22 protein-coding genes are annotated in these 20,871 nt (G+C 66.0%); 10 read left to right on the top strand and 12 right to left on the bottom strand.

What is annotated here, in order from left to right; translation table 11 throughout:
• Positions 1 to 18 precede the first annotated feature (18 nt).
• The 4 genes from HALO32_RS02050 to serA all read right to left on the bottom strand — a co-directional run bounded on the left by HALO32_RS02050 (position 19) and on the right by serA (position 5,247).
• Positions 19 to 804: an enoyl-CoA hydratase gene (locus tag HALO32_RS02050; protein WP_151442129.1), complete on the bottom strand. Its 786-nt coding sequence runs from the start codon at positions 802 to 804 to the stop codon at positions 19 to 21.
• 74 nt (positions 805 to 878) lie between these two features.
• Positions 879 to 2,222, bottom strand: coding sequence for a uracil-xanthine permease family protein (locus tag HALO32_RS02055; RefSeq protein ID WP_151442130.1), 1,344 nt, complete (start codon positions 2,220 to 2,222; stop codon positions 879 to 881).
• A gap of 60 nt (positions 2,223 to 2,282) precedes the next feature.
• Entirely contained in the window at positions 2,283 to 3,638 is a 1,356-nt protein-coding gene (locus HALO32_RS02060; protein ID WP_151442131.1) for an 8-oxoguanine deaminase, read from the bottom strand.
• A gap of 358 nt (positions 3,639 to 3,996) precedes the next feature.
• Positions 3,997 to 5,247 carry a phosphoglycerate dehydrogenase gene (gene serA, locus HALO32_RS02065; protein ID WP_151442132.1) on the bottom strand — a complete coding sequence of 417 codons (1,251 nt, stop codon included), beginning with the start codon at positions 5,245 to 5,247 and terminating at the stop codon, positions 3,997 to 3,999.
• A 262-nt stretch (positions 5,248 to 5,509) separates the two neighbouring features.
• Between serA and HALO32_RS02070 the strand changes: the two genes are divergently transcribed.
• The 4 genes from HALO32_RS02070 to djlA are packed head-to-tail and all read left to right on the top strand — an operon-like array spanning position 5,510 to position 9,381.
• Positions 5,510 to 5,794, top strand: coding sequence for an exodeoxyribonuclease VII small subunit (locus HALO32_RS02070; RefSeq protein ID WP_151442133.1), 285 nt, complete (start codon positions 5,510 to 5,512; stop codon positions 5,792 to 5,794).
• The gene (locus HALO32_RS02075; RefSeq protein ID WP_151442134.1) at positions 5,781 to 6,668 is read left to right on the top strand and encodes a polyprenyl synthetase family protein; all 888 of its coding nucleotides are present in this window, start codon (positions 5,781 to 5,783) and stop codon (positions 6,666 to 6,668) included. Before HALO32_RS02070 ends, HALO32_RS02075 begins: the two co-directional genes overlap by 14 nt.
• A gap of 15 nt (positions 6,669 to 6,683) precedes the next feature.
• Positions 6,684 to 8,594, top strand: a complete 1,911-nt coding sequence (gene dxs / locus HALO32_RS02080) for a 1-deoxy-D-xylulose-5-phosphate synthase (protein ID WP_151442135.1) — start codon at positions 6,684 to 6,686, stop codon at positions 8,592 to 8,594.
• A 28-nt stretch (positions 8,595 to 8,622) separates the two neighbouring features.
• A complete protein-coding gene (djlA, locus tag HALO32_RS02085) occupies positions 8,623 to 9,381 on the top strand; it encodes a co-chaperone DjlA (RefSeq protein ID WP_151442136.1) in 759 nt (252 codons plus the stop codon).
• A 6-nt stretch (positions 9,382 to 9,387) separates the two neighbouring features.
• Here djlA and trhA read toward each other — a convergent pair whose 3' ends face one another.
• Entirely contained in the window at positions 9,388 to 10,059 is a 672-nt protein-coding gene (gene trhA / locus HALO32_RS02090; protein ID WP_151442137.1) for a PAQR family membrane homeostasis protein TrhA, read from the bottom strand.
• Between the two features lie 49 nt (positions 10,060 to 10,108).
• On the bottom strand, positions 10,109 to 10,744 hold the full coding sequence (gene ribA, locus HALO32_RS02095) for a GTP cyclohydrolase II (protein WP_151442138.1): 636 nt from the start codon (positions 10,742 to 10,744) through the stop codon (positions 10,109 to 10,111).
• Positions 10,745 to 10,899: 155 nt separating this feature from the next.
• Here ribA and hemE point away from each other — a divergent pair, with 155 nt between their 5' ends.
• The 3 genes from hemE to HALO32_RS02110 all read left to right on the top strand — a co-directional run bounded on the left by hemE (position 10,900) and on the right by HALO32_RS02110 (position 12,930).
• Complete coding sequence (hemE, locus tag HALO32_RS02100; protein ID WP_151442139.1) at positions 10,900 to 11,976, top strand: uroporphyrinogen decarboxylase; 1,077 nt, start codon at positions 10,900 to 10,902, stop codon at positions 11,974 to 11,976.
• A complete protein-coding gene (locus tag HALO32_RS02105) occupies positions 11,969 to 12,361 on the top strand; it encodes a VanZ family protein (RefSeq protein WP_151442140.1) in 393 nt (130 codons plus the stop codon). Before hemE ends, HALO32_RS02105 begins: the two co-directional genes overlap by 8 nt.
• Positions 12,362 to 12,501: 140 nt before the next feature.
• A complete protein-coding gene (locus tag HALO32_RS02110; RefSeq protein WP_151442141.1) occupies positions 12,502 to 12,930 on the top strand; it encodes a host attachment protein in 429 nt (142 codons plus the stop codon).
• 55 nt (positions 12,931 to 12,985) lie between these two features.
• Here HALO32_RS02110 and HALO32_RS02115 read toward each other — a convergent pair whose 3' ends face one another.
• Entirely contained in the window at positions 12,986 to 13,912 is a 927-nt protein-coding gene (locus HALO32_RS02115) for a LysR family transcriptional regulator (protein ID WP_151442142.1), read from the bottom strand.
• Between the two features lie 144 nt (positions 13,913 to 14,056).
• Here HALO32_RS02115 and HALO32_RS02120 point away from each other — a divergent pair, with 144 nt between their 5' ends.
• Entirely contained in the window at positions 14,057 to 14,833 is a 777-nt protein-coding gene (locus HALO32_RS02120; protein ID WP_151442143.1) for a ferredoxin--NADP reductase, read from the top strand.
• Between the two features lie 197 nt (positions 14,834 to 15,030).
• On the opposite strand, the gene glnK is transcribed toward HALO32_RS02120, so the two are convergent.
• From glnK to HALO32_RS02135, 3 genes are all read right to left on the bottom strand, one after another.
• Positions 15,031 to 15,369, bottom strand: coding sequence for a P-II family nitrogen regulator (gene glnK / locus HALO32_RS02125; RefSeq protein ID WP_151442144.1), 339 nt, complete (start codon positions 15,367 to 15,369; stop codon positions 15,031 to 15,033).
• A 153-nt stretch (positions 15,370 to 15,522) separates the two neighbouring features.
• A complete protein-coding gene (locus HALO32_RS02130; RefSeq protein ID WP_407646809.1) occupies positions 15,523 to 16,782 on the bottom strand; it encodes an ammonium transporter in 1,260 nt (419 codons plus the stop codon).
• Positions 16,783 to 16,817: 35 nt separating this feature from the next.
• On the bottom strand, positions 16,818 to 17,156 hold the full coding sequence (locus HALO32_RS02135) for a P-II family nitrogen regulator (protein WP_151442145.1): 339 nt from the start codon (positions 17,154 to 17,156) through the stop codon (positions 16,818 to 16,820).
• Positions 17,157 to 17,446: 290 nt separating this feature from the next.
• On the opposite strand from HALO32_RS02135, the gene HALO32_RS02140 reads away from it, so the two are divergent.
• Positions 17,447 to 17,794, top strand: a complete 348-nt coding sequence (locus HALO32_RS02140; RefSeq protein WP_151442146.1) for an accessory factor UbiK family protein — start codon at positions 17,447 to 17,449, stop codon at positions 17,792 to 17,794.
• 73 nt (positions 17,795 to 17,867) lie between these two features.
• Positions 17,868 to 19,370, top strand: a complete 1,503-nt coding sequence (locus tag HALO32_RS02145; protein ID WP_151442147.1) for a YifB family Mg chelatase-like AAA ATPase — start codon at positions 17,868 to 17,870, stop codon at positions 19,368 to 19,370.
• A gap of 20 nt (positions 19,371 to 19,390) precedes the next feature.
• Here the strand turns inward: HALO32_RS02145 and HALO32_RS02150 are convergent, their stop codons facing one another.
• Together HALO32_RS02150 and HALO32_RS02155 are read right to left on the bottom strand one after the other, a co-directional pair.
• A complete protein-coding gene (locus HALO32_RS02150) occupies positions 19,391 to 19,873 on the bottom strand; it encodes a hypothetical protein (protein WP_151442148.1) in 483 nt (160 codons plus the stop codon).
• Positions 19,870 to 20,844, bottom strand: a complete 975-nt coding sequence (locus HALO32_RS02155; protein ID WP_151442149.1) for an alpha/beta hydrolase — start codon at positions 20,842 to 20,844, stop codon at positions 19,870 to 19,872. The genes HALO32_RS02150 and HALO32_RS02155 overlap by 4 nt, the downstream gene beginning before the upstream one ends.
• Between the last annotated feature and the right edge of the window lie 27 nt (positions 20,845 to 20,871).

Raw genomic sequence — 20,871 nt, forward strand, 5'->3', positions numbered from 1 at the left:
AGCCCTGACATCGCATCTTCAGCGGTGTCGCCACTCGGGCGGGCGTTTCTCGATGAAGGCGTCGATCCCCTCGCCGGCATCCTCGGCCATCATGTTCCGTGCCATCACCTCACCGGCGTAGGTATAGGCCTGGTCCAGAGGCATCTGCAGCTGGCGATGGAACATTGCCTTGCCGGTGCGCACCGCGACGGCACTCTTGGCGCAGATACTGGCGGTCAGCTCAGACACGGCCTCGTCGAGGGCCGCGTCGTCGGCAACCCGGTTGACCAGCCCCCAGTCGCGGGCCTGGTCGGCGTCGATGAACTCACCGGTAAACAACATCTCCATGGCTCGCTTGCGGCCGACATTGCGCGAGAGTGCCACCGCCGGGGTGGAGCAGAACAGCCCGGCATTGATACCCGAGACGGCAAAGCGTGCCGAGCGGGCGGCCACGGCCAGGTCGCAGCTGGCCACCAGCTGGCAGCCCGCCGCGGTAGCGATACCCTGCACCCGGGCGATCACCGGTACCGGCAGGGCGACGATGGCCTGCATCACGGCCCCGCAGCGTGCGAAGAGCCATTGATAGTAGGCCTCGTCGGGCGTGGTGCGCATCTGCTTGAGGTCGTGTCCGGCACAGAAGGCGCGGCCCTCGGCGGCGAGCACCACGCAGCGTACGCCCTCATCGGCGGCCACGCGGTCGAGCTCGCCGCCCAGGGCATCGAGCATCTCCTCGGAGAGGGCGTTGAAGTGCGTCGGCCGGTTCAGCGTCAGGGTTGTCACGCCATCGCGATCGTGGCGCCGAACGAGGGGGCTATCATCCTGCATGCTGGGGTCTCCGATGAAAGGGAACGGCCCCCAGAATAGCACCTCGGGGGCCTTCCTCGCCGGGACAGGTGTCCTCAGACGTCGCTGCGGAAGGGGCGCTCCTCGTTGGGCAGGATCAGATTGAGGACGATGGCACACAGCGCGCCGGGAATCAGCCCCGACTCGATGATCGCCTGGAGGTTGTCGGAGAGGTTGGCGTAGAGCCCCTCCTGCGCCGGGAGGCCGATGGCCGCCGATAGCGAGACCCCGATGATCACCATGTTGCGCTTGTTGAAGCTGATGTGGGAGAGCATCTTGATACCGGCGCTGGCGATCATGCCGAACATGATCACCACCGCGCCGCCGAGTACCGCATTGGGAATGCTGGAGACGATGGCACCGAGCTTGGGCAGCAGGCCGGCGATGACCAGGAAGCCGCCACCGATGGCGACCACGAAGCGACTGACCACCCCGGTCAGCGCCACCATGCCGACGTTCTGACTGAAGCTGATCTGGGGGAAGGCGTTGAAGATGGCGGCGAAGACGCTGGCGAGGCCGTCGGCCATCACCCCGCCGGAGAGTTCCTTCGGCGTGGGCGCGCGATCCAGCCCGCCGGCGGTGGTGCCGGCGATATCACCGATCGACTCGGCGCAGGTCACCACGGCCAGCAGCACCACGGGCAGCACGGCGGCCCAGTGAAACTCCAGGCCGATGGCCAGTGGCGTGGGCAGCGAGATCCAGTCGGCGCCACCGATGGCGGAGAAATCCACCAGGCCGAAGGCGGTGGCCGCGGCGTAGCCGGCCAGCAGGCCGATCAGCGGGGCCGCCTCCGACCAGATGCCGCGGCCGAACTGGTGCAGGCCCAGGGTGATGAGCAGCACCAGTCCCGCCAGCAGCAGGTGATGCGAGGCCCCGAAGTCCTCGGCGCCGAAGCCGCCGCCGACATAGGCCAGGCCCACCGGCATCAGCAGGGTGCCGAGCATGATCACGAAGGTGCCGGTGACCACCGGCGGGAAGAGGAAGCGGAACCAGGGCAGGAAGAGCCCCACCAGCGCCATGGCGACCCCGCCGCACAGCGCCGCGCCCAGGGCCGCCGGCAGCCCCATGCCCACGGCGATGGGGATCAGTACCGGCACGAAGCCGAAGCTGGTACCCATGACGATGGGCAGGCGGGCCCCGATGGGACCGAGCCCCAGGGACTGCACCAGGGTGGCCACCCCGGCCACGAACATGGCGGCCTGGATCATGAAGGTGGTCTGCTCGGCGGAGAGGTCCGCGGCACCGGCAATGATGATGGGCACGGTGACGTTGCCGACGAACATGGCCAACACGTGCTGCAGCCCCAGGGGAATGGCGCGTCCCAGGGGTGGCATGGCGTCCACGTCCTGGGTGCTGCGTACCCGAGGCTCCGTCGTTGCGTCGCTGGATTCGGTGGTCATGGGGTGTCTCCAGTTGTCGTTGTTGGAAGTGGTTGAGAACAGAGGGAAGCGGGAAGGGAATCAGACTGATCCGCGCAGCTCGCGGGCGGCCTGGTCATGCCGGGCCAGCAGGGCGTCGAGGTCGAGGTCTCGGGGTCGGCCCTCCTCGATGCGCCAACGCCCGGCGACCATCACCCGGTCGGCGCGATGGGCCCCGCACAGTAGCAGGGCCGCGACCGGGTTCTCGGCACCCGAGAAGCGGGCCTCGTCCAGCCGGAACAGCGCCAGGTCGGCCTGCTGGCCGGGCGCCAGCCCGCCGATGTCGGTGCGCCCCAGGCAGGCCGCCGAGCCTTGGGTGGCCCAGCGGATCACGTCGTCGTGGGTCACCCGGCTCGGCGCGTAGCGCAGCCGGCCCAGCAGCAGGGCCTGGCGCATCTCCTCGGCCAGGTTGGAGTGATCGTTGGAGGCCGAGCCGTCCACCGCCAGGCCTACCGGGCAGCCGGCGGCCTCGAGCTCCAGGGTGCGGCACATGCCGGAGCCCAGCACCATGTTGGACGACGGGCAGTGGGCGATGCCGGTGCCGGCCTGCCCCAGGCGAGCGACTTCCTGGTCGGTGAAATGGATGCCGTGGGCCAGCCAGGTGCGCGGCCCCAGCCATCCGCTGGCCTCCAGGTAGTCCAGGGGGCGCATGCCGAAGAGCCGCTGGCAGTAGGCCGTCTCGTCCTCGGTCTCGGCCAGGTGGGTATGCAGGCGCACGTCCTTCTCTTCGGCCAGGCGGGCGCTCTCCTGCATCAGCTCGCGGCTCACCGAGAAGGGTGAGCAGGGGGCCAGGGCAATGGTGGTCATGGCGCCGTCGCCACGCTGGTGGTGGGCGTCGATGAGCCGTCTGCTCTCGTCGAGGATAGTGGCCTCGTCCTGCACCACCGACTGGGGCGGCAGGCCGCCGTCGTCCCGTCCCACGCTCATCGAACCCCGGGTCAGGGCGGCGCGTACCCCCAGCCGGTTGGCGGTCTCCACCTGGACGTCGATGGCGCTCTCCAGCGCGCCGGAGAAGACGTAGTGGTGGTCGGCCACGGTGGTGCAGCCGGACATCAGCAACTCGACCATGGCGAGTTCGCTGGCGAGTGCCAGCTGTCGCTCGGTGAGGTTGGCCCAGACGTCATAGAGGGTCGTCAACCAGGGGAAGAGTTCCTTGTTCAAGGCCGGTGAATAGGCCCGGGTCAGGGTCTGGTAGAAGTGATGGTGGGTGTTCACCAGCCCTGGCAGCAGCACATGCGCGGAGGCGTCGAAGGTCTCCCCGATCGGCGTCACGGGGGTGCCGCCGGCCGGTACGGCCTCGACGATGCGCGAGTCGCGGATCACCACGCCGCCGGCGGCACGTGCATCGCTGCAGGCGCGAGGGGCCCGGATCCATAGGGTCTGTGAAGTCGGGGTCATATTGTCCTCCCGGGGATCTCCTGGTAGCGCCCCCTGTCGTCTTGAAGAAAGGCATGGACAAAGGGGTACCCAAGTCTCGTGTCGGATCGGAGCCCTGGTTCAGGTATCTTCGACATCTTATGTATACTTGTTTTGTTATCTAGTTTTAGACTGGATTGTGTACAAAATGAAAGGCTTTTGGTCATCTGTCAAGGCCATGAAGCTCAACGCGCCTCTGCTCGCGCCGTGCCGCATGCGAGCGGGTTGATATGCGCTTCACCTTGAAGGCAGGAGCAGGCAGGAAGAGCGGGTCTCCGTCCATGAAAAGAGCCGCCGCGTCATCGACGCGGCGGCTCCGGTCTGTCGAAAGGAAAAGGGCTCAGTCGGCGTAGCTGCTCTCGGAGTAGAGTACGCGCACGCGCAGCGTATGCTTCACCTGGCGCAAGGCCTCCAGGGCCTGTGATCCATAGGCCTTGTCCACGTCGATGACCACGTAGCCGATGCGTTCGTTGGTCTGCAGGTACTGGCCGAGGATGTTGATATCGTTCTCGGAGAGCACACGGTTGATCTCGGAAAGGACCCCGGGCACGTTGTCGTGGATGTGCAGCAGGCGGTGCTTCCCCGGGTGGGCCGGCAGGGCCACTTCGGGGAAATTGACCGAGCTGACGGTGGTGCCGTTGTCGGAGTAGGTGACCAGCTTCTCGGAAACCTCGATGCCGATGTTCTCCTGGGCCTCGAGAGTGGATCCGCCGATGTGTGGGGTGAGGATGACGTTGGCCAGGCCGCGTAGCGGGCTCTCGAACTCCTCGTCGTTGCCCTTGGGCTCTACCGGGAAGACGTCGATGGCGGCGCCGTGGAGGCGATTGGCCTTGAGCGCCTCGGCGAGGGCCTCGATCACCACCACGCTGCCACGGGAGGCGTTGATCAGGATGGCGCCCGGCTTCATCAGGGCGATCTCGGCTTCACCGACCATCCAGCGGGTGGAGGGCAGGTCCGGCACGTGCAGGCTGACCACGTCGGCGCGGGCCAGCAGCTCCTCGAGGCTGGCCACCTGGCGAGCGTTGCCCATCGCCAGCTTGGTCACCACGTCGTAGTAGATGACATCGAAGCCCAGCGACTCGGCGAGCACCGAGAGCTGCGAGCCGATGCTGCCGTAGCCGATGATGCCCAGTGTCTTGCCGCGCGCCTCATGGGCGTTCTTCGCCGATTTCATCCAGCCCCCCTGATGGGCACTGGCGCTTTTCTCCGGAATGCCGCGCAGCAGCATGATCGCCTCGGCCAGCACCAGTTCGGCGACCGAGCGGGTGTTGGAGAAGGGGGCGTTGAAGACCGGGATGCCGCGCACCAGGGCGGCATCGAGATCCACCTGGTTGGTACCGATACAGAAGCAGCCCACCGCGACCAGCTTCTCGGCCGCGTCGAAGACGCGCTCGTTGAGCTGGGTCCGCGAGCGGATGCCGATGAAGTGGACGTCACGGACCTTCTCGATCAGCGTCGCCTCGTCCAGCGAGGTCGGCAGGTGCTCGATATTGGTGTAACCGGCATTGAGTAGATTGTCCACCGCGCTCTGGTGGACGCCCTCGAGCAGCAGGATCTTGATCTTGCTCTTGTCCAGGGACGTTTTGGCCATGATCGATTCAACCCCTTCGTCGGCGCGCGCCGCTTGCATGTGTCATGAAGATGCTGAAGAGCCTGGGGCCCGCCGCAGAGGGGCTAGGGCAGGCTCGAAACAGGGCCGGTAGCTTACCACAGCCGCCATGAGCGAGGATGAAAATGCTGGGCGTCCGAAGTGAATGGCATGCAAGTTGGGTGAGGCCGGGTCGGGGCAGACGACCCCCCGGGGAGAGCGTGTATACTGTCCGCCCATGTACAAGCCACCAGCGAGAAAGGCGATGGCGCAACATCACAGCCAAGGGAACGGCGAGGAGCCGGCACCGGCCGACTTCGCCGCCACCGTCGAGCGGCTCGAGCAGCTTGTCGAGCGGCTGGAATCCGGCGAGCTGTCGCTGGAGGGGTCGCTGGCCGCCTTCGAGCAGGGGGTGCGCCTGACCCGGGACGCCCAGCGTCGGCTCGACGAAGCGGAGCTGAGAGTCCGCACCCTGACCGAGGGCGAGGCCGGCGGGGTTGATCTGCAACCCTTCGACGCCCCTTCTGCGGAGGATGATGGTGAGCGCTGATCCCCTGGCAGGACGCCTGGTCGCGGATCGTGCCCGGGTCGATACGGGTCTCGAGGCGCTGTTCACGTCGCGCTCGGCCCCTTCGCCGCGTCTCGAAGCGGCCATGCGTCACGGCCTGCTGGTGGGGGGCAAGCGGCTTAGGCCGGTGCTGGTCTATGCCGCCGGCCGTGCCCTGGGCGCCGCGGACGACGACCTGGATGCCCCGGCCATGGCGCTGGAACTGGTTCATGCCTACTCGCTGGTCCATGACGACCTGCCGGCCATGGATGATGATGACCTGCGCCGCGGCCAGCCCACGGTGCATCGCGCCTATGACGAGGCCACCGCGATCCTCGCCGGTGACGCGCTTCAGGCGTTGGCCTTCGAGGTGCTGGCGCGGACCGCCCACCCCCGACTGCCGGCGCTGGTCGCCAGCCTGGCCGCTGCCGCCGGGCGCGACGGCATGGTGGCCGGCCAGGCGCTGGATCTCGCCGCCGTCGGCGGGCATCCTGATGCAGCAGCGCTGGCGGCCATGCACGGCCACAAGACCGGTGCGCTGATTCGCGCTGCGGTGCGTCTCGGCGGCCTGGTTGCCGTCGACGAGGCCGACCCGCGGCTGGCGGCCCTGGATGCCTATGCCGATGCCATCGGCCTGGCCTTCCAGATCCACGACGACGTTCTCGACGTGACCGGTGATACCGCTACCCTGGGCAAGACCTCAGGGGCGGATGCCGCCCGGGCCAAACCCACCTATCCGAGCCTGCTGGGGCTCGAGGGTGCTCGCCGGCGGGCCGATGAGCTGGTCGAAGCGGCCTTGGCGGCCCTGGCGCCGCTGGGCGTGGCTGCCACTCCCCTGACCGACCTGGCCCGCTACATGATCGAGCGTGACCATTGACACTACAGGGTCTACATGAAGCTGTTCGATGACATCCCCGTCGAGCGTCCGGCCACGCCGCTGCTCGATACCCTGGAGACACCGGCGGCGCTGCGCGCCATGAACGCCGGCCAGCTGGCCCAGGTGGCCGATGAGTTGCGCGCCTACCTGCTCTATAGCGTGGGCGTCTCCGGCGGCCATTTCGGCGCCGGCCTGGGTGTGGTGGAGCTTACCGTGGCCCTGCATCAGGCGTTGGAGACCCCTTACGATCGCCTGGTATGGGATGTGGGCCATCAGGCCTATCCCCACAAGATTCTTACCGGGCGTCGTGAGGCGATGACCGGTATCCGCCAGTATGGCGGCCTTGCCGCCTTCCCCCGGCGCGCCGAGTCGGAGTACGACACTTTCGGCGTGGGCCATTCGAGCACCTCGATCTCGGCGGCCCTGGGCATGGCCCTGGCCGCTCGCACCCGCGGCGAGAAGCGCCGGGTCTGTGCAGTGATCGGCGATGGCGCCCTGACCGCCGGGATGGCCTTTGAGGCCCTGGCGCATGCCGGCCATGTGGATGCCAACCTGCTGGTGGTGCTCAACGACAACGAGATGTCGATCTCCGAGAACGTCGGCGGCATGGCGAGCTACCTCGCGCGCATCCTGGTCAGCAAGCCCTATCTCAACATGCGCGAGAGTGGCAAGAAGGTGCTCTCTCACTTGCCCGGTGCCCTGGAGCTGGCACGGCGCACCGAGGAGCACATGAAGGGTATGGTCAGCCCAGCCACGCTCTTCGAGGAAATGGGCTTCAACTATATCGGCCCCATCGATGGCCATGATTTGCCGTTACTGATGGACACCCTGCACAGCATGCGCGACCTGGAGGGGCCTCAGTTCCTTCATGTGAAGACGTGCAAGGGCAAGGGCTTCCTGCCCGCCGAGGCCGACCCCATCGGCTACCATGCCATTACCAAGCTGGAAAAGAACGGCGAGACGCCGCCGCCGTTCAAGCCGGTCAGCGGGCCGGCAAGCAGCAAGCAGAAGTACTGCCGTGTCTTCGGCAACTGGCTGTGCGACATGGCGGCGGTTGACGAACGGCTTATCGGTATCACCCCCGCGATGCGCGAGGGCTCTGATCTGGTGCGCTTCTCGACGGAGTATCCTGAACGCTACTTCGATGTGGCCATCGCCGAGCAGCATGCGCTGACCCTGGCGGCGGGGCTGGCCTGCGAGGCGATGAAGCCGGTGGTAGCGATCTACTCGACCTTCCTGCAGCGCGGTTACGACCAGCTGATCCACGACGTGGCGGTACAGTCACTCGATGTCACCTTCGCCATCGACCGTGCGGGTCTGGTGGGCGAGGACGGCCCCACCCATCACGGCAGCCTGGATCTCTCCTACCTGCGCTGCGTGCCGGGGCTGGTAGTGCTGGCACCCGCCGATGAGGCGGAATGCCGGGCGATGCTCAGTGCCGCCTATCACCATCCCGGCCCCGCTGCGGTACGCTATCCGCGTGGCACCGGCCCGGGTGTCGCGACGCCGGAGCACCTCGAGCCGCTCGAGATCGGCCGAGCCGAATGGCGGCGTCGTGACAGCGGGGGCGCGGTGCGGGTGGCCCTGCTGGCCTTTGGTAGCCTCAACGGCCCGGCGGCGGAGGTGGCCGAGCGCCTCGAGGCTAGCCACCTCAACATGCGCTCGATCAAGCCGCTGGACCGTGACGCCGTGCTGGCCGCGGCCGATGAACACGACCTGCTGGTGACCCTTGAGGAAAACGTGGTCGCCGGCGGGGCCGGCAGCGCGGTCAACGAACTGCTGATGGCCGAGGGCGTGCAGGTGGAGGTGCTCAATCTCGGGCTACCCGATGCCTTCATCGAGCACGGCAAGCCTGCCGAGCTGCTCGCCGAGTGCGGCCTGGACGCGGATGGCATCGAGGCCTCGATTCGCGCCCGACTACCCTGAGATTTCATTTTCCTGCCATGAGGTTGCGATGCTGTTCCTGATACTGATCGGTGCCCTGCTGGGACTGGCCATCGGCGGCCCCATCGGCCTGCTGGTGGGCGGCGCCCTGGGTTACTGGCTGGGTAGACGCCTGCGTCGGCGCCTGGTCGATAAGCTGGTTGGCGTCCAGTCCCAGTTCCTGGAGTCGACCTTCGCCGTCATGGGTTGCCTGTGCAAGGCCGATGGCCAGGTCTCCGAGGACGAGTTGGAAGCCTCCCGGCGGCTCTGGGATCGGTTGCGGCTCAGCGAGGCCCAGCGCGCCCAGGCCCGTGCCGACTTCAACCGCGGCAAGAGCGCCGACTTCGATCTGGACGCCGAGCTGGCCAAGATTCGCCACATCGCGGCGAATCAGCCAGCCCTGCGCCAGGTCTTCCTCCAGGTGCAGCTGGCCGCGGTCGCCGCCGATGGCGAGCTGCATCCCGCCGAGCACGAGATGCTGATGCGGGTGGTGCGCGGCCTGGGCTGCAGCGAGGCCGAGATTGCCCAGATCGAGGCCATGCTGCGGGGTGGCCCCGGAGGCACGGATGAGCATGGTCCATCGCTGGAGGACGCCTACCGGGTGCTGGGGGTCGACCAGGACGCCAGCGATGCCGAGATCAAGAAGGCCTATCGCCGCCTGATGAGCGAGAACCATCCCGACAAGCTCGCTGCCAAGGGGTTGCCCGAGAGCATGCGTGAAGTCGCCAAGGAGCGCACCAGCGAGATCGGCAGCGCCTACGAGCGCATCCGCAAGGCCCGCGACGCTTGACGAGGCTCAGGCCGTGAAGGGCAGCACGGTGGTGTACACCGCGAGGTAGTGGCAGGTGCTGCCGCCCATGACGAACAGATGCCAGATCGCGTGGTTGAAGGGGATGGCTCTGATGGCATAGAAGGCTACCCCCAGGGTATAGGTGATGCCGCCGACGACCAGCAGGTTGAAGCCGGTATCGGATAGGCGGGCCGCCAGTTCGTCGCCGGCAAAGACGATCAGCCAGCCCATCACCAGGTAGATGGCGACCCGCAGCGCGGCGAAGCGGTGGGGCCAGGCCAGCTTGAGGGCGATGCCGACCAGGGCCAGGGACCAGACGGCGGCGAACAGCGTCCAGCCTGTCGGGCCACGCAAGTTGACCAGCAGGAAGGGGGTATAGGTTCCGGCAATCAGCAGATAGATCGCGCAGTGGTCCAGCAACTGGAAAAGGTGCTTCAGGCGCGGGTGGCGGACCCCATGGTAGAGGGTAGAAACGGTGTAGAGCAGCACCAGGCTTGCGCCATACAAGCCGATACCCACGAGCTTCCAGGGGTCGACCCGAGTGGCCAGGCTGGCCAGCACGAGCAGCACCACCACCCCGACGAGACTGAGTGCCGCACCGATGCCGTGGCTGACGCTGTGAAGGCGTTCCTCGACGTTGCTGAAGGGGGACGCTTTGTCATGGGCGGGGTGCGTCATCGGGAAATCTCCTGCCGAGGAGCCGCCACGATACCGGGACCCGGGGGGCTCAGGGCTTGCGTTCAATATCCACGTCACTGGCCTGGGTGAAGTCGCCCAGCGCCATCATGTGGCCCAGCTTGCCGGCCTTGGTAGTGAGATATTGTTCGTTGTGTGGATTCAGGCCGGTGGTCAGCGGGACGCGCGCCTTTACCACCACGCCAGCCTGGGTCAGGGCGTCGACCTTGCGAGGGTTGTTGGTCATCAAGCGTAGCGCCTTGATACCCAGGTGATCGAGCATTGGCACGCAGAGGTCGTAGCGGCGCAGATCGGCAGCGAAGCCCAGTTGCTCGTTGGCTTCCACGGTGTCGGCGCCGGCATCCTGGAGATGGTAGGCGCGGATCTTGTTGAGCAGGCCGATACCGCGACCTTCCTGACGCAAGTAAAGCAGCACGCCCCGTCCTTCCTCGGCGATGCGCTTGAGCGCTTCTTGCAGCTGGAAGCCGCAGTCGCAGCGCATGGAGAAGAGCGCATCGCCGGTCAGGCACTCGGAATGGACTCGCCCCAGCACCGGTTCGCCATCGGCGACGTCGCCCAGTGTCAGGGCGATGTGATCCTTGCCGGTGGCATCATCCTCGAAGCCGTGCATGATGAAGGTGGCCCAGGGAGTGGGCAGCCGGGAGGCGGCGATGAATCGAATCGTCACGATGTACCTCGGTGGAAGACCACGGCAATGCCGACGGGGTAAAGGATCATTCTATCAGGAAGGCAGAGCCGGCTCATCGTTGTGTCACGGGGGCTCATCCCCGGGCCGTTCGATGGGGTACAATGGCGCCCACATTTCCGTGGACGAGCGCCTGCATGGAACTCAACAACGACCGCTTTCTGCGCGCCCTGGCGCGTCAACCCGTCGACCGCACCCCGGTGTGGATGATGCGCCAGGCCGGCCGCTACCTGCCGGAGTATCGCGAGGTACGTGGCCATGCCGGCAGCTTCATGGACCTGTGTCGCAACCAGGAGCTGGCCTGCGAGGTCACCCTCCAGCCGCTGGAGCGCTATCCCCTGGACGCGGCGATCCTCTTCTCGGATATCCTGACCATCCCCGATGCCATGGGGCTGGGGCTCTACTTCGAGACCGGCGAGGGCCCGAAATTCCGCAAGCCGGTGCGCACCTCGGCCGAGGTGGACGCCCTTCAGGCGCCAGACGCCGAGCGCGACCTGGACTACGTGATGCGGGCGGTCTCGACCATCCGCCGCGAGCTCAACGGTCGAGTGCCGCTGATCGGCTTCTCAGGCAGCCCCTGGACGCTGGCCACCTACATGGTGGAAGGGGCCTCCAGCAAGGACTTCCGCCACGTCAAGACGATGCTCTACGATGCGCCGGACACCATGCACCGGCTGCTCGATACCCTGGCCCATGCGGTCACCGACTACCTCAATGCCCAGATTCGTGCCGGCGCCCAGGCGGTACAGATCTTCGATACCTGGGGCGGTGCGCTCTCCACGCCGGCCTACCTGGAGTTCTCGCTGCGCTACATGGAGCAGATTGTCGCCGGCCTGATACGCGAGCATGAAGGGCGTCGGGTGCCGGTGATCCTGTTCACCAAGAACGGCGGCCAGTGGCTCGAGGACATCGCGGCGGCCGGCTCCGAGGCCGTCGGCCTGGACTGGACCACCGAGCTCTCCGATGCCCGGGCCCGGGTTGGCCATCGCGTCGCCCTGCAGGGCAACCTCGACCCCCACGTGCTGTTCGCCCGCCCCTCGGCGATCCGTGCCGAGGTAGCGCGCACCCTCGACAGCTTCGGCCACGGGCCCGGCCACGTCTTCAACCTGGGGCACGGCATCAACCAGTTCACCGATCCGGATCATGTCACGGCTTTCATGGACGCCCTGCATGACCTGAGTCCGGCTTATCATCGCAACATCGCCCATGGCTGACTGGCTGGATCGGCTGGTCGCAGGGGAGGACCGGCAGTGGCGTCGCCGCTGGGCGGTGCTGGCCTGCCTGGCAGCGCTGGTGATCCTCTGGGGCAGCCTGACGCCAAGCAGCGAGCTGCCCGAGACGCTGCCTTGGGACAAGGCCAGTCACTTCATCGGTTATGCCGGCCTGGCGGGCCTGGTCGGTCTTGCCGGGGTCCGCCTGTCGCTGGCCTTCCTGGCGGCACTGCTGCTGGGCATCGCCATCGAGTTTGCGCAGCTCCTGGTTCCCGGTCGCAGCGGCGGTGACTGGGCCGATATCCTGGCCAATGGCCTCGGGGCCGGTGCGGCCGTGCTGTTGCTGGTCGGCTTACGCAAGTATCTGATGGCCGGGCGCCTCGGCTGAGCTTGATGCCCGCCGTTCGGGGTTCAGCGCGTATCGCCTGGTTGACCAACGGGAGCGCGCTTGCCAATGTGGAGCGAGAGGCGGAAGGGAATATCCCTGAGGGAGAACTTCCGTCAATTTACCAGCATCAAGGAGCGGCTATGACAACCTATATCGTGGTGGCTGATGCGGCACGGGCTCGACTGTTCACTCGCGACGGACTCAAGGTCAGTGAGAAGGACAGCCTCGTCCATGCCGAGGGTCGAATGCACGAGGGGGATCTCGTGACGGATCGCGGTGGCGATGTCCACGAGTCGACGGCAACCACCTCGCGTAGCGCCGGCGGTGAGAACGTGGCGACCCAGCACCACGAGGAAATCTTCGCCCGCGAGGTCGCCGAGCGCCTTTATCGCGCCCGCGTCGACAACACCATGGAGAAGTTGATCCTGGTCGCACCGCCGCGCTTCCTCGGCCAGCTGCGTGACAAGATCGACGGCCCTACTGCCAAACTGGTGATCCATACCCTGGCCAAGGATCTCACCAAGGCGTCCCTCGCCGATATCCAGGAGGCCGTCAGCGACCTTCGCTAGGCACCCACTGACGTCTTCCCTGCGGCCCGGTCCCTTTTCGCCGGGCCGCTCTGCGTCAGGGTACCTGGGGCAGGTCGATCTGGTCGCTGCGGCGGATGCCCTCGGTCATCTGCCGGCACAGCTTGAGGAATTCACGCATGCCGGTGGCCAGGTACTTGTGGCGGTGCCAGATGAAGGTGAACTGGCGGCTCAGGTCCAGTTCCGGAGTGGCGATGGGCACCAGGCTGCCGCGGCGGAAGGCGTCGCGCAGGGCCAGCTTCGAGACGCAGCCGATGCCTAGCCCCGATTCCACCGCCCGCTTGATGCCTTCGGTATGCTCCAGTTCCAGCAGGATGTTGAAGCGCCCGCGGCGGTGACGCGCTGCCTGCTCCAGGGTCAGCCGGGTGCCGGAGCCCTGCTCGCGCATGATCCAGGCCTCACGTAGCAGGCGATCCAGTTCCACCGGGCCGGCCGTGGCGAGCGGATGGCGGGGCGAGCAGAATACCGCCAGCTCGTCCTCCACCCAGGGCTGAGTGATCACGTCCTCCTCCTCGCACTGTCCTTCGATCAGCCCCAGGTCGAGCCCGTGCTGACGAACGCTGTCGATGATGGTGCGGGTATTGCGCACCGAGAGGCGCACCCGGCTGCCCGGATGGCGCTGCATGAAGTCACTGATCAACAGGGTCGCCAGGTAGTTGCCGATGGTCAGAGTGGCGCCCACGTCCAGGGTGCCGATGCCTTTCTGGCCACGCAGCAGCTCCTCCACCTCCTCGGCTCGGTCGAGCAAGGACACAGCCTTGGGCAGCAGCTGGAAGCCCAGGGCATTGAGCTTGAGACGCTTGCCGATGCGGTCGAGCAGCCGACAGTCGAACTGCCGTTCCAGTTCAGCAAGGGCGGTGCTTGTCGCCGACTGGGAGAGCGCCAGGGCGCTAGCCGCCCGGGAGACGCTCTCGTGCTGGGCCACGGCGACGAAGACTTCCAGCTGGCGCAGGGTGTAACGCATGACGCTCCTCGGGAGATTTGATATCCATAGTATAGATAAGTGTTATCCATACAATCCATTTAACAGATATTGCCTCGGCTCTTAGAATTGCACTCAAAGATTGGCTATCCGATCTATTCTATTTTGGAATATCAAGGAGTCGGCATGAGCAAGTTTGCGCTTGAGGACGTTCTGAGTGTGCACCACTGGAACGATACCCTGTTCAGTTTCCGGACCACCCGCGAACGCAGCCTGCGCTTCAAGAACGGCCAGTTCGTGATGATCGGCCTCGAGGTAAACGGCAAGCCGCTGATGCGGGCCTACTCCATCGCTAGCCCCAACTACGAGGACCACCTGGAGTTCTTCAGCATCAAGGTACCCGATGGCCCCCTGACCTCGCGCCTCCAGCATCTCGAGGTGGGTGATCAGATCATGGTCAGCCGCAAGCCCACCGGCACCCTGGTCACCGATGACCTGCTGCCGGGGCGCAATCTCTACCTGCTCTCCACCGGCACCGGCCTGGCACCGTTCATGAGCCTGATCCAGGACCCGGAAGTCTACGAGCGCTTCGAGAAGGTGGTGCTGGTGCACGGGGTGCGCAATATCAGCGAACTGGCCTATGCCGACTTCATCCAGAAGGAGCTGCCCGCCCACGAATACCTCGGCGAGGAAATCAGCGAGAAGCTGATCTACTATCCGACCGTGACGCGTGAGACCTTCCATACCATGGGGCGGCTGACCGACCATATTCGCAGCGGCAAGCTGGCCGAGGATACCGGCCTGCCGACTATCGATCCCAAGCAGGACCGCGCCATGATCTGCGGCAGCCCGGCGATGCTCGACGATACCAGCCATCTGCTTGATGAGCTCGGCTTCACCATCTCGCCGCGCATGGGCGAGCCCGGCGACTATGTGATCGAGCGGGCGTTCGTCGAGAAATAAGCGCCGAGCTTCAAGCGCCGAGCCGCCAAGCTGTTCGGTGACGGGCATTAGGTAGCGAGGCAGAAACACGAAACCCCACCAGAGGTTAGTCCGGTGGGGTTTCTTGCTACTCGTTACCTGGACCTAGACTCCGCTTGGCCGCTTGGCCGCTTGGCCGCTTGGCCGCTTGGCCGCTTGGCCGCTTGGCCGCTTGGCGTCTAGACAGCATCTTTCCCCGTCTCGCCGGTACGAATACGGAGCACCTGCTCCAGGGCGGTGACAAAGATCTTGCCGTCGCCGATCTTGCCGGTATTCGCGACCTGGGTGATGGCATCGATCACCTTCTCGGCCATCTCGTCGTCCACGGCAACCTCGAGCTTCACCTTGGGCAGGAAGTCGACCACGTACTCGGCCCCGCGGTAGAGCTCGGTGTGGCCCTTCTGGCGACCGAAGCCCTTGACCTCGGTGACGGTGATGCCCTGGACGCCAATCTCGGATAGCGATTCCCGTACGTCGTCGAGCTTGAACGGCTTGATGATGGCGGTCACCAGTTTCATGGTCTTGATCCTCGTCCTGTCCGTTGGTTGGTGACGCTGGTCGCCACCCCTGTTGCGTTCATTGTGCCAGAGCATACACCCGCTGCGGGAGGAATAAAAAAGGCCCCCCGGAGGAGGCCATCAGCAGTATGCAGGCTCGGTCTCGAGCTTGCCTCATTTCTTGGAGACACTGAACTCGGGGTAGGCTTCCATGCCGCACTCGGCCAGGTCGACGCCTTCGTACTCCTCCTCCTCGGTGACCCGGATGCCCATCACGGCCTTGAGAATCAACCAGACGATCAGGCTGGCCACGAATACCCAGAAGAAGATGCCGAAGATGCCGATGATCTGTGGACCGAAGCCGGCTTCCCCGTTGGTGAACGGGACCGCCAGCACCCCCCAGATACCCACCACCCCGTGCACGGAGATGGCGCCCACCGGATCGTCCAGCTTGAGCTTGTCGAGGGTGACGATGGCGACCACCACGATCAGGCCACCCACGATGCCGATGAGGGAGGCGCCGACGGCACTGGGAGAAAGTGGATCGGCGGTGATTGCCACCAGACCGGCCAGGGCGCCGTTCAGGGCCATGGTCAGGTCGGCCTTGCGGAACCACAGCTTGGCCAGGATGAGGGCGGCGATCACCCCTCCGGCGGCGGCGGCATTGGTGTTGACGAAGACCTGGGCGACGTTGTTGGCGGAAGCCGCGTCGGAGAGCTTGAGCTCGGAGCCCCCGTTGAAGCCGAACCAGCCCATCCACAGGATGAAGGTACCCAGGGTGGCCAGGGGCATATTGGCACCGGGGATGGCGTAGATGCTGCCATCCTTGCCGTACTTGCCCTTGCGCGGACCGAGCACGATCACGCCGGCAAGGGCCGCAGCGGCGCCGGCCAGGTGGACGATGCCGGAGCCGGCGTAGTCGGAATAACCGACCTCGGCCAACCAGCCGCCGCCCCAGGTCCAGTAGCCCGATACCGGGTAGATGAAGCCGGTCATCACCACGGCGAAGGCCAGGAAGGCCCACAGCTTCATGCGTTCTGCCACGGCGCCGGACACGATGGACATGGCGGTTGCCACGAACACCACCTGGAAGAAGAAGTCGGAACGCATGGAGTAGTAGGGTGCGTCGTCACCGCCTGCGGTGATGGCGTCCACGGTGTTCTCGCCACCGATCAGGAAGCCGAGGTTCGGCAGGAAGCCACCTGCGCCGCTGGAGTACATCAGGTAGTACCCAAGAACCAGGTACATGGTGCAGGCGATGGCGAACAGCGCGATATTCTTGGTGAGAATCTCGGCGGTGTTCTTGGAGCGGACCAGGCCCGCCTCGAGCATCGAGAAGCCGGCGGCCATCCACATCACCAGCACGCCGCAGATCAGGAAGTAGAAGGTATCGACCGCGTACATCAGCTCGGTCAGTTGCGGAATATCATTCATGCGTCAGTCTCCGTTTTGGGAAGTCGTAGGCATCGTTAAACGGCATCGGCACCGCGCTCACCGGTGCGGATGCGGATGACATCCTCGAGCGGCGTGACGAAGACCTTGCCGTCGCCGATCTTGCCGCTATTGGCGGCGCTGCAGATGGCATCGAGCACCGTCTCCAGGCGGTCGTCGTCCACCGCAACCTCGACCTTTACCTTGGGCAGGAAGTCGACGACATATTCGGCCCCGCGATACAGCTCGGTGTGGCCCTTCTGGCGACCGAAGCCCTTGACCTCGGTGACGGTGATGCCCTGAACGCCGTTGTCGGCGAGTGTTTCGCGCACGTCGTCGAGCTTGAACGGCTTGATGATGGCAGTGATCAGCTTCATCCCGGTTCTCCCCTGCTGGATGTCGGCGGCGTGATGCCGCGCGATGAGTGGCTGCTCTGTCCAAGCGTAAATCATGCCACCTTCAGAAATATGTCTTTTATATCAGCGTTCTGAAGGTATTTTTTAGGCGGGATTTTTGTGGGATGAAGCTCGGTGCTGCCGTGTATGCACTCTTGCGGTGCCTTGTCGTGGTGCGCATGCCCCACAAGAGAGCGGAAGGGGAGAATGCGCTGGGCGGGAGCCTTGCGTATCCTGTGTTCAGGCATCCATCACGATTCAGGAGAGACACCATGGTGAGCCAAGATCGCATCAGCCGCCTGGCCCAGCAGATCGGCGACCGGCTGCAGGGCGCTTCCCAGGCCCCGGAAGAGGTACAGAAGGGGGTCCAGCAGGTGGTCAAGGGCGCTTTCGATCGCCTGGAACTGGTCTCGCGGGAGGATTTCGACATCCTGATGGACGTGTTGCAGCGCACTCGGGCGCGTGTCGAGGCGCTCGAGGTGCAGGTGGCGGCCCTCGAGGAGGCGCTGGATCGCAACGCCTCGCCGGAGGCGGAAGCGAGTGAGCCTCCGGCCGCGTTGCCGAGCGAGCCGAACCCTAGCCCCGAAGAGGATGCCGGCGCCGGTGAAACCGACCGCTGACGCTCACTCGTTACCGGGCGCATCGCGGCCGCCTGGGCTAGCCTGAGGTCAGACGGGCTGCGAGGGACCGCCGATGACGCTGGCAATCATCCACACTCGGGCAGGTCTCGGGCTCGAAGCGCCCGAGGTTCTGGTCGAGGTTCACCTCGCCAATGGGTTGCCCGGCATGACCCTGGTGGGCCTGCCGGAAGCCGCCGTCAAGGAGAGCCGAGAACGGGTACGCAGTGCCCTGGTGAATGCCGGCTTTGACTTCCCGCTGAGGCGCATCACGCTCAACCTGGCGCCCGCGGACCTGCCCAAGGAGGGGGGCCGCTTCGATCTGCCCATCGCCCTGGGGCTGCTGGTCGCTTCCGGACAAGTGCCGCTCGAGGCGCTGACGGATGTCGAATGCGCCGGCGAGATGGCTCTGGATGGCCATCTGCGCCCGGTGACCGGCGTCCTACCGCTGGCCATGGCAACACGGAGCGCCGGCCGGCGACTGATCGTGCCGCGGGCCAATGCCGACGAGGCGGCCTTGGCTGGCGATCTGGAGGTTCTGCCCGCGGATCACCTGCTGGAGGTGGTGGCGCATCTGCTGGGACAGGCGATCATCGTGCCCCATCGCTCACCGAGTATCGTCCCGACACCCCAGGCGGGACCCGACCTGGCGGAGGTGCGTGGTCAGCATCAGGCGCGTCGAGCCCTTGAGGTGGCGGCGGCCGGCGGCCACAACCTGCTGCTCGCTGGCCCTCCCGGCACCGGCAAGACCATGCTGGCCAGTCGCCTGCCGGGGATCCTGCCGCCGCTTACCGAAGAGGAGGCCCTCGAGGTGGCGGCGATCCGTTCGGTCAGCGGGCTGGCGCATGCCGAGCAGTGGGGCGTGCGTCCCTTTCGAGCCCCGCACCATACCGCCAGCGCTGTGGCCCTGGTGGGTGGAGGCTCTAAACCGCGGCCTGGGGAGATCTCCCTGGCCCACCATGGCGTGTTGTTCCTCGACGAGCTGCCGGAGTTTTCTCGACATGTGCTGGAGGTGATGCGCGAGCCCATGGAGTCGGGGCAGATCCATATCGCCCGGGCCAGCCACGAGCGTCGTTACCCTGCCGGCTTCCAACTGGTGGCGGCCATGAATCCCTGTCCCTGCGGCCATCTCGGTGATCCGCGTCAGGCCTGTCATTGCACGGCCGCCCAGATCCAGCGCTATCAGTCGCGCCTCTCGGGGCCACTGCTCGATCGCATCGATCTGCAGGTGGAAGTCCCGGCGCTGGCCCCGGAGCAGCTTACCTCTCGTGAACCGGGCGAGTCCTCGGCAGTGGTGCGCGAGCGAGTGCTTGCGGCACGGGAATGCCAGGCGGCCCGTGGTGCACTGAATGCGCGGCTGGCCGGACAGGCCCTGGAGGAGGCCTGTGCCCTGCAGGCGGCGGATCGCGCCTGGCTCGCCGGCGTGCTGGAGCGACTCAAGCTGTCGGCACGGGCCTACCATCGGGTATTGAGGGTGGCCTTGACCCTGGCCGACCTGGCCGGCGAAGCACGACCCGGGCGAAACCAGCTGATCGAGGCCATCGGCTATCGCCAGCTCGATCGTCTGCTAAAGGGATAAGGCGTGAGGAGCATGACGCGCTATAGCGCCGTGGCGTCCAGGGCCCCGCTGATCTCGCTGCGCCAATCCGGCGCGTCGCTCTCCGTGTGTCGCAGTTCCAGGGTCAGGCGATAAGGCAGCAACTCGCGGTCGGAAAGCTGAAGCCGGGGGCCATCGGACGCGAGTCGGCTGTCCAGACGCCAGTGGTTGTCAACGTTCCCCTCGGCCATGGCCTCGCGCCACGCCAGCACCTGGGGGCCATCGGAAACGGCCAGCAGAGCGCGGGTCAGGCTCTCGAGCAGGCGCTCATTGCTGAGCCCCAGGCGCTGGTCGACGTCTGGTTCGGCCAGCAGCAGAACCTGATCGGCCACCGGGCTGGGCAAGGGCGGCGTCGCCGTGAGTTGCTCGGCGGCGCGCTCGCCTAGCCCGAACAGAGCCTGGCGCAGCGCAGTCGACTGTTCCGGCGCAGCCGCACAGCCGGCAAGCAGCAGGGTTGCCAGCAGCAAAGGCAGGTGGGTTTTCATGTCGCGGTTGTCTCGTGAGATGGGGTGTCGGTCGGCTCCAGTCCGGCAATGAAGCGATCGAGCAGCGTGAAGAGCTCGCGGCGAATCGGCTCGGCCTCGTTGACCAGGTGGTGACGCGCCTCGGGATGGCGATGGATCTCGGCGCTGGGAAACTTGCGCGCCAGCACCTCGAGGTTCCACTCCCAGTCCACGGTCAGATCCTGCTCGCCCTGCAGGATCAGGGTGGGAACCGGGCTCGGTGGCAGTGCCAGCAGTTGCGGCATCCAGCGGCGCATGGCCCCCACCCAGTCCATCGCCAGGCGATCGGCCTGGAGGGGGTCGCCCTCGCGCAGGAAGTCAGCGAAGTCGGCATCCGTGGAATTGGCGCGGAACTTGCGCGGGATCGAGTCCACGAAGGGCCCTACCAGAAGATGCAGCCAGCTCGACTGATTCCAGCCCCAGGGGCGCACCAGCGGCGCCAGCAGCGCCAGCCCCGACCAGGCGCCGTCGTCTCCGCGAGTCAGGGCATCGGTGGCGAGAATCGCCGCCCCGGTGCTCTGGCCGATGCCGAGCCAGGGCCGGGGGGCCAGCCCCTCGTCTTGGAGATGTTGCTGCAGGTGGTGCAGGCAGCTGCCATAGTCCTTGAAGTCGTCGATGGAGGCACGACGGCCGCTGGAGAGGCCATGGCCGGGCAGGTCCCAGAGCACCACTCGCCAGCCACGCTCGAGCAGGCATTCCAGCAGATGTCGGTAGAGGCCGAGATGGTCGAAGTAACCATGCACCACGAAGGCGGTGCCGATGGGTGCCTCGGGGCTCCACACCTGGGTCCAGAGGCGGAAGTCACCGGCCTCCAGGTAGCCCACATAAAGCCCCACGTGCTCGGCAAGCAGCGGCGCTAGGCCATAATGACCCAGATAGCGCTCGAGATTCTGGCCGGACAGGTCTGCCGGCGCCAGCGGGCCCAGGGCCTGCAGGGGGGTGAAGTCGCTCATCGGTTTCTCCGCAATGCCCGTTCATGC

It is taken from the genome of Halomonas lysinitropha (assembly GCF_902500215.1).
Lineage (GTDB): Bacteria > Pseudomonadota > Gammaproteobacteria > Pseudomonadales > Halomonadaceae > Halomonas > Halomonas lysinitropha.

Excerpts from the sequence above, each read along its gene's own strand:
- HALO32_RS02050 (WP_151442129.1), bottom strand. The coding sequence starts at position 804 with ATGCAGGATGATAGCCCCCTCGTTCGGCGCCACGATCGCGATGGCGTG.
- HALO32_RS02055 (WP_151442130.1), bottom strand. The coding sequence starts at position 2,222 with ATGACCACCGAATCCAGCGACGCAACGACGGAGCCTCGGGTACGCAGC.
- HALO32_RS02060 (WP_151442131.1), bottom strand. The coding sequence starts at position 3,638 with ATGACCCCGACTTCACAGACCCTATGGATCCGGGCCCCTCGCGCCTGC.
- serA (WP_151442132.1), bottom strand. The coding sequence starts at position 5,247 with ATGGCCAAAACGTCCCTGGACAAGAGCAAGATCAAGATCCTGCTGCTC.
- HALO32_RS02070 (WP_151442133.1), top strand. The coding sequence starts at position 5,510 with ATGGCGCAACATCACAGCCAAGGGAACGGCGAGGAGCCGGCACCGGCC.
- HALO32_RS02075 (WP_151442134.1), top strand. The coding sequence starts at position 5,781 with ATGGTGAGCGCTGATCCCCTGGCAGGACGCCTGGTCGCGGATCGTGCC.
- dxs (WP_151442135.1), top strand. The coding sequence starts at position 6,684 with ATGAAGCTGTTCGATGACATCCCCGTCGAGCGTCCGGCCACGCCGCTG.
- djlA (WP_151442136.1), top strand. The coding sequence starts at position 8,623 with ATGCTGTTCCTGATACTGATCGGTGCCCTGCTGGGACTGGCCATCGGC.
- trhA (WP_151442137.1), bottom strand. The coding sequence starts at position 10,059 with ATGACGCACCCCGCCCATGACAAAGCGTCCCCCTTCAGCAACGTCGAG.
- hemE (WP_151442139.1), top strand. The coding sequence starts at position 10,900 with ATGGAACTCAACAACGACCGCTTTCTGCGCGCCCTGGCGCGTCAACCC.
- HALO32_RS02105 (WP_151442140.1), top strand. The coding sequence starts at position 11,969 with ATGGCTGACTGGCTGGATCGGCTGGTCGCAGGGGAGGACCGGCAGTGG.
- HALO32_RS02110 (WP_151442141.1), top strand. The coding sequence starts at position 12,502 with ATGACAACCTATATCGTGGTGGCTGATGCGGCACGGGCTCGACTGTTC.
- HALO32_RS02115 (WP_151442142.1), bottom strand. The coding sequence starts at position 13,912 with ATGCGTTACACCCTGCGCCAGCTGGAAGTCTTCGTCGCCGTGGCCCAG.
- HALO32_RS02120 (WP_151442143.1), top strand. The coding sequence starts at position 14,057 with ATGAGCAAGTTTGCGCTTGAGGACGTTCTGAGTGTGCACCACTGGAAC.
- glnK (WP_151442144.1), bottom strand. The coding sequence starts at position 15,369 with ATGAAACTGGTGACCGCCATCATCAAGCCGTTCAAGCTCGACGACGTA.
- HALO32_RS02130 (WP_407646809.1), bottom strand. The coding sequence starts at position 16,782 with ATGAATGATATTCCGCAACTGACCGAGCTGATGTACGCGGTCGATACC.
- HALO32_RS02135 (WP_151442145.1), bottom strand. The coding sequence starts at position 17,156 with ATGAAGCTGATCACTGCCATCATCAAGCCGTTCAAGCTCGACGACGTG.
- HALO32_RS02140 (WP_151442146.1), top strand. The coding sequence starts at position 17,447 with ATGGTGAGCCAAGATCGCATCAGCCGCCTGGCCCAGCAGATCGGCGAC.
- HALO32_RS02145 (WP_151442147.1), top strand. The coding sequence starts at position 17,868 with ATGACGCTGGCAATCATCCACACTCGGGCAGGTCTCGGGCTCGAAGCG.
- HALO32_RS02150 (WP_151442148.1), bottom strand. The coding sequence starts at position 19,873 with ATGAAAACCCACCTGCCTTTGCTGCTGGCAACCCTGCTGCTTGCCGGC.
- HALO32_RS02155 (WP_151442149.1), bottom strand. The coding sequence starts at position 20,844 with ATGAGCGACTTCACCCCCCTGCAGGCCCTGGGCCCGCTGGCGCCGGCA.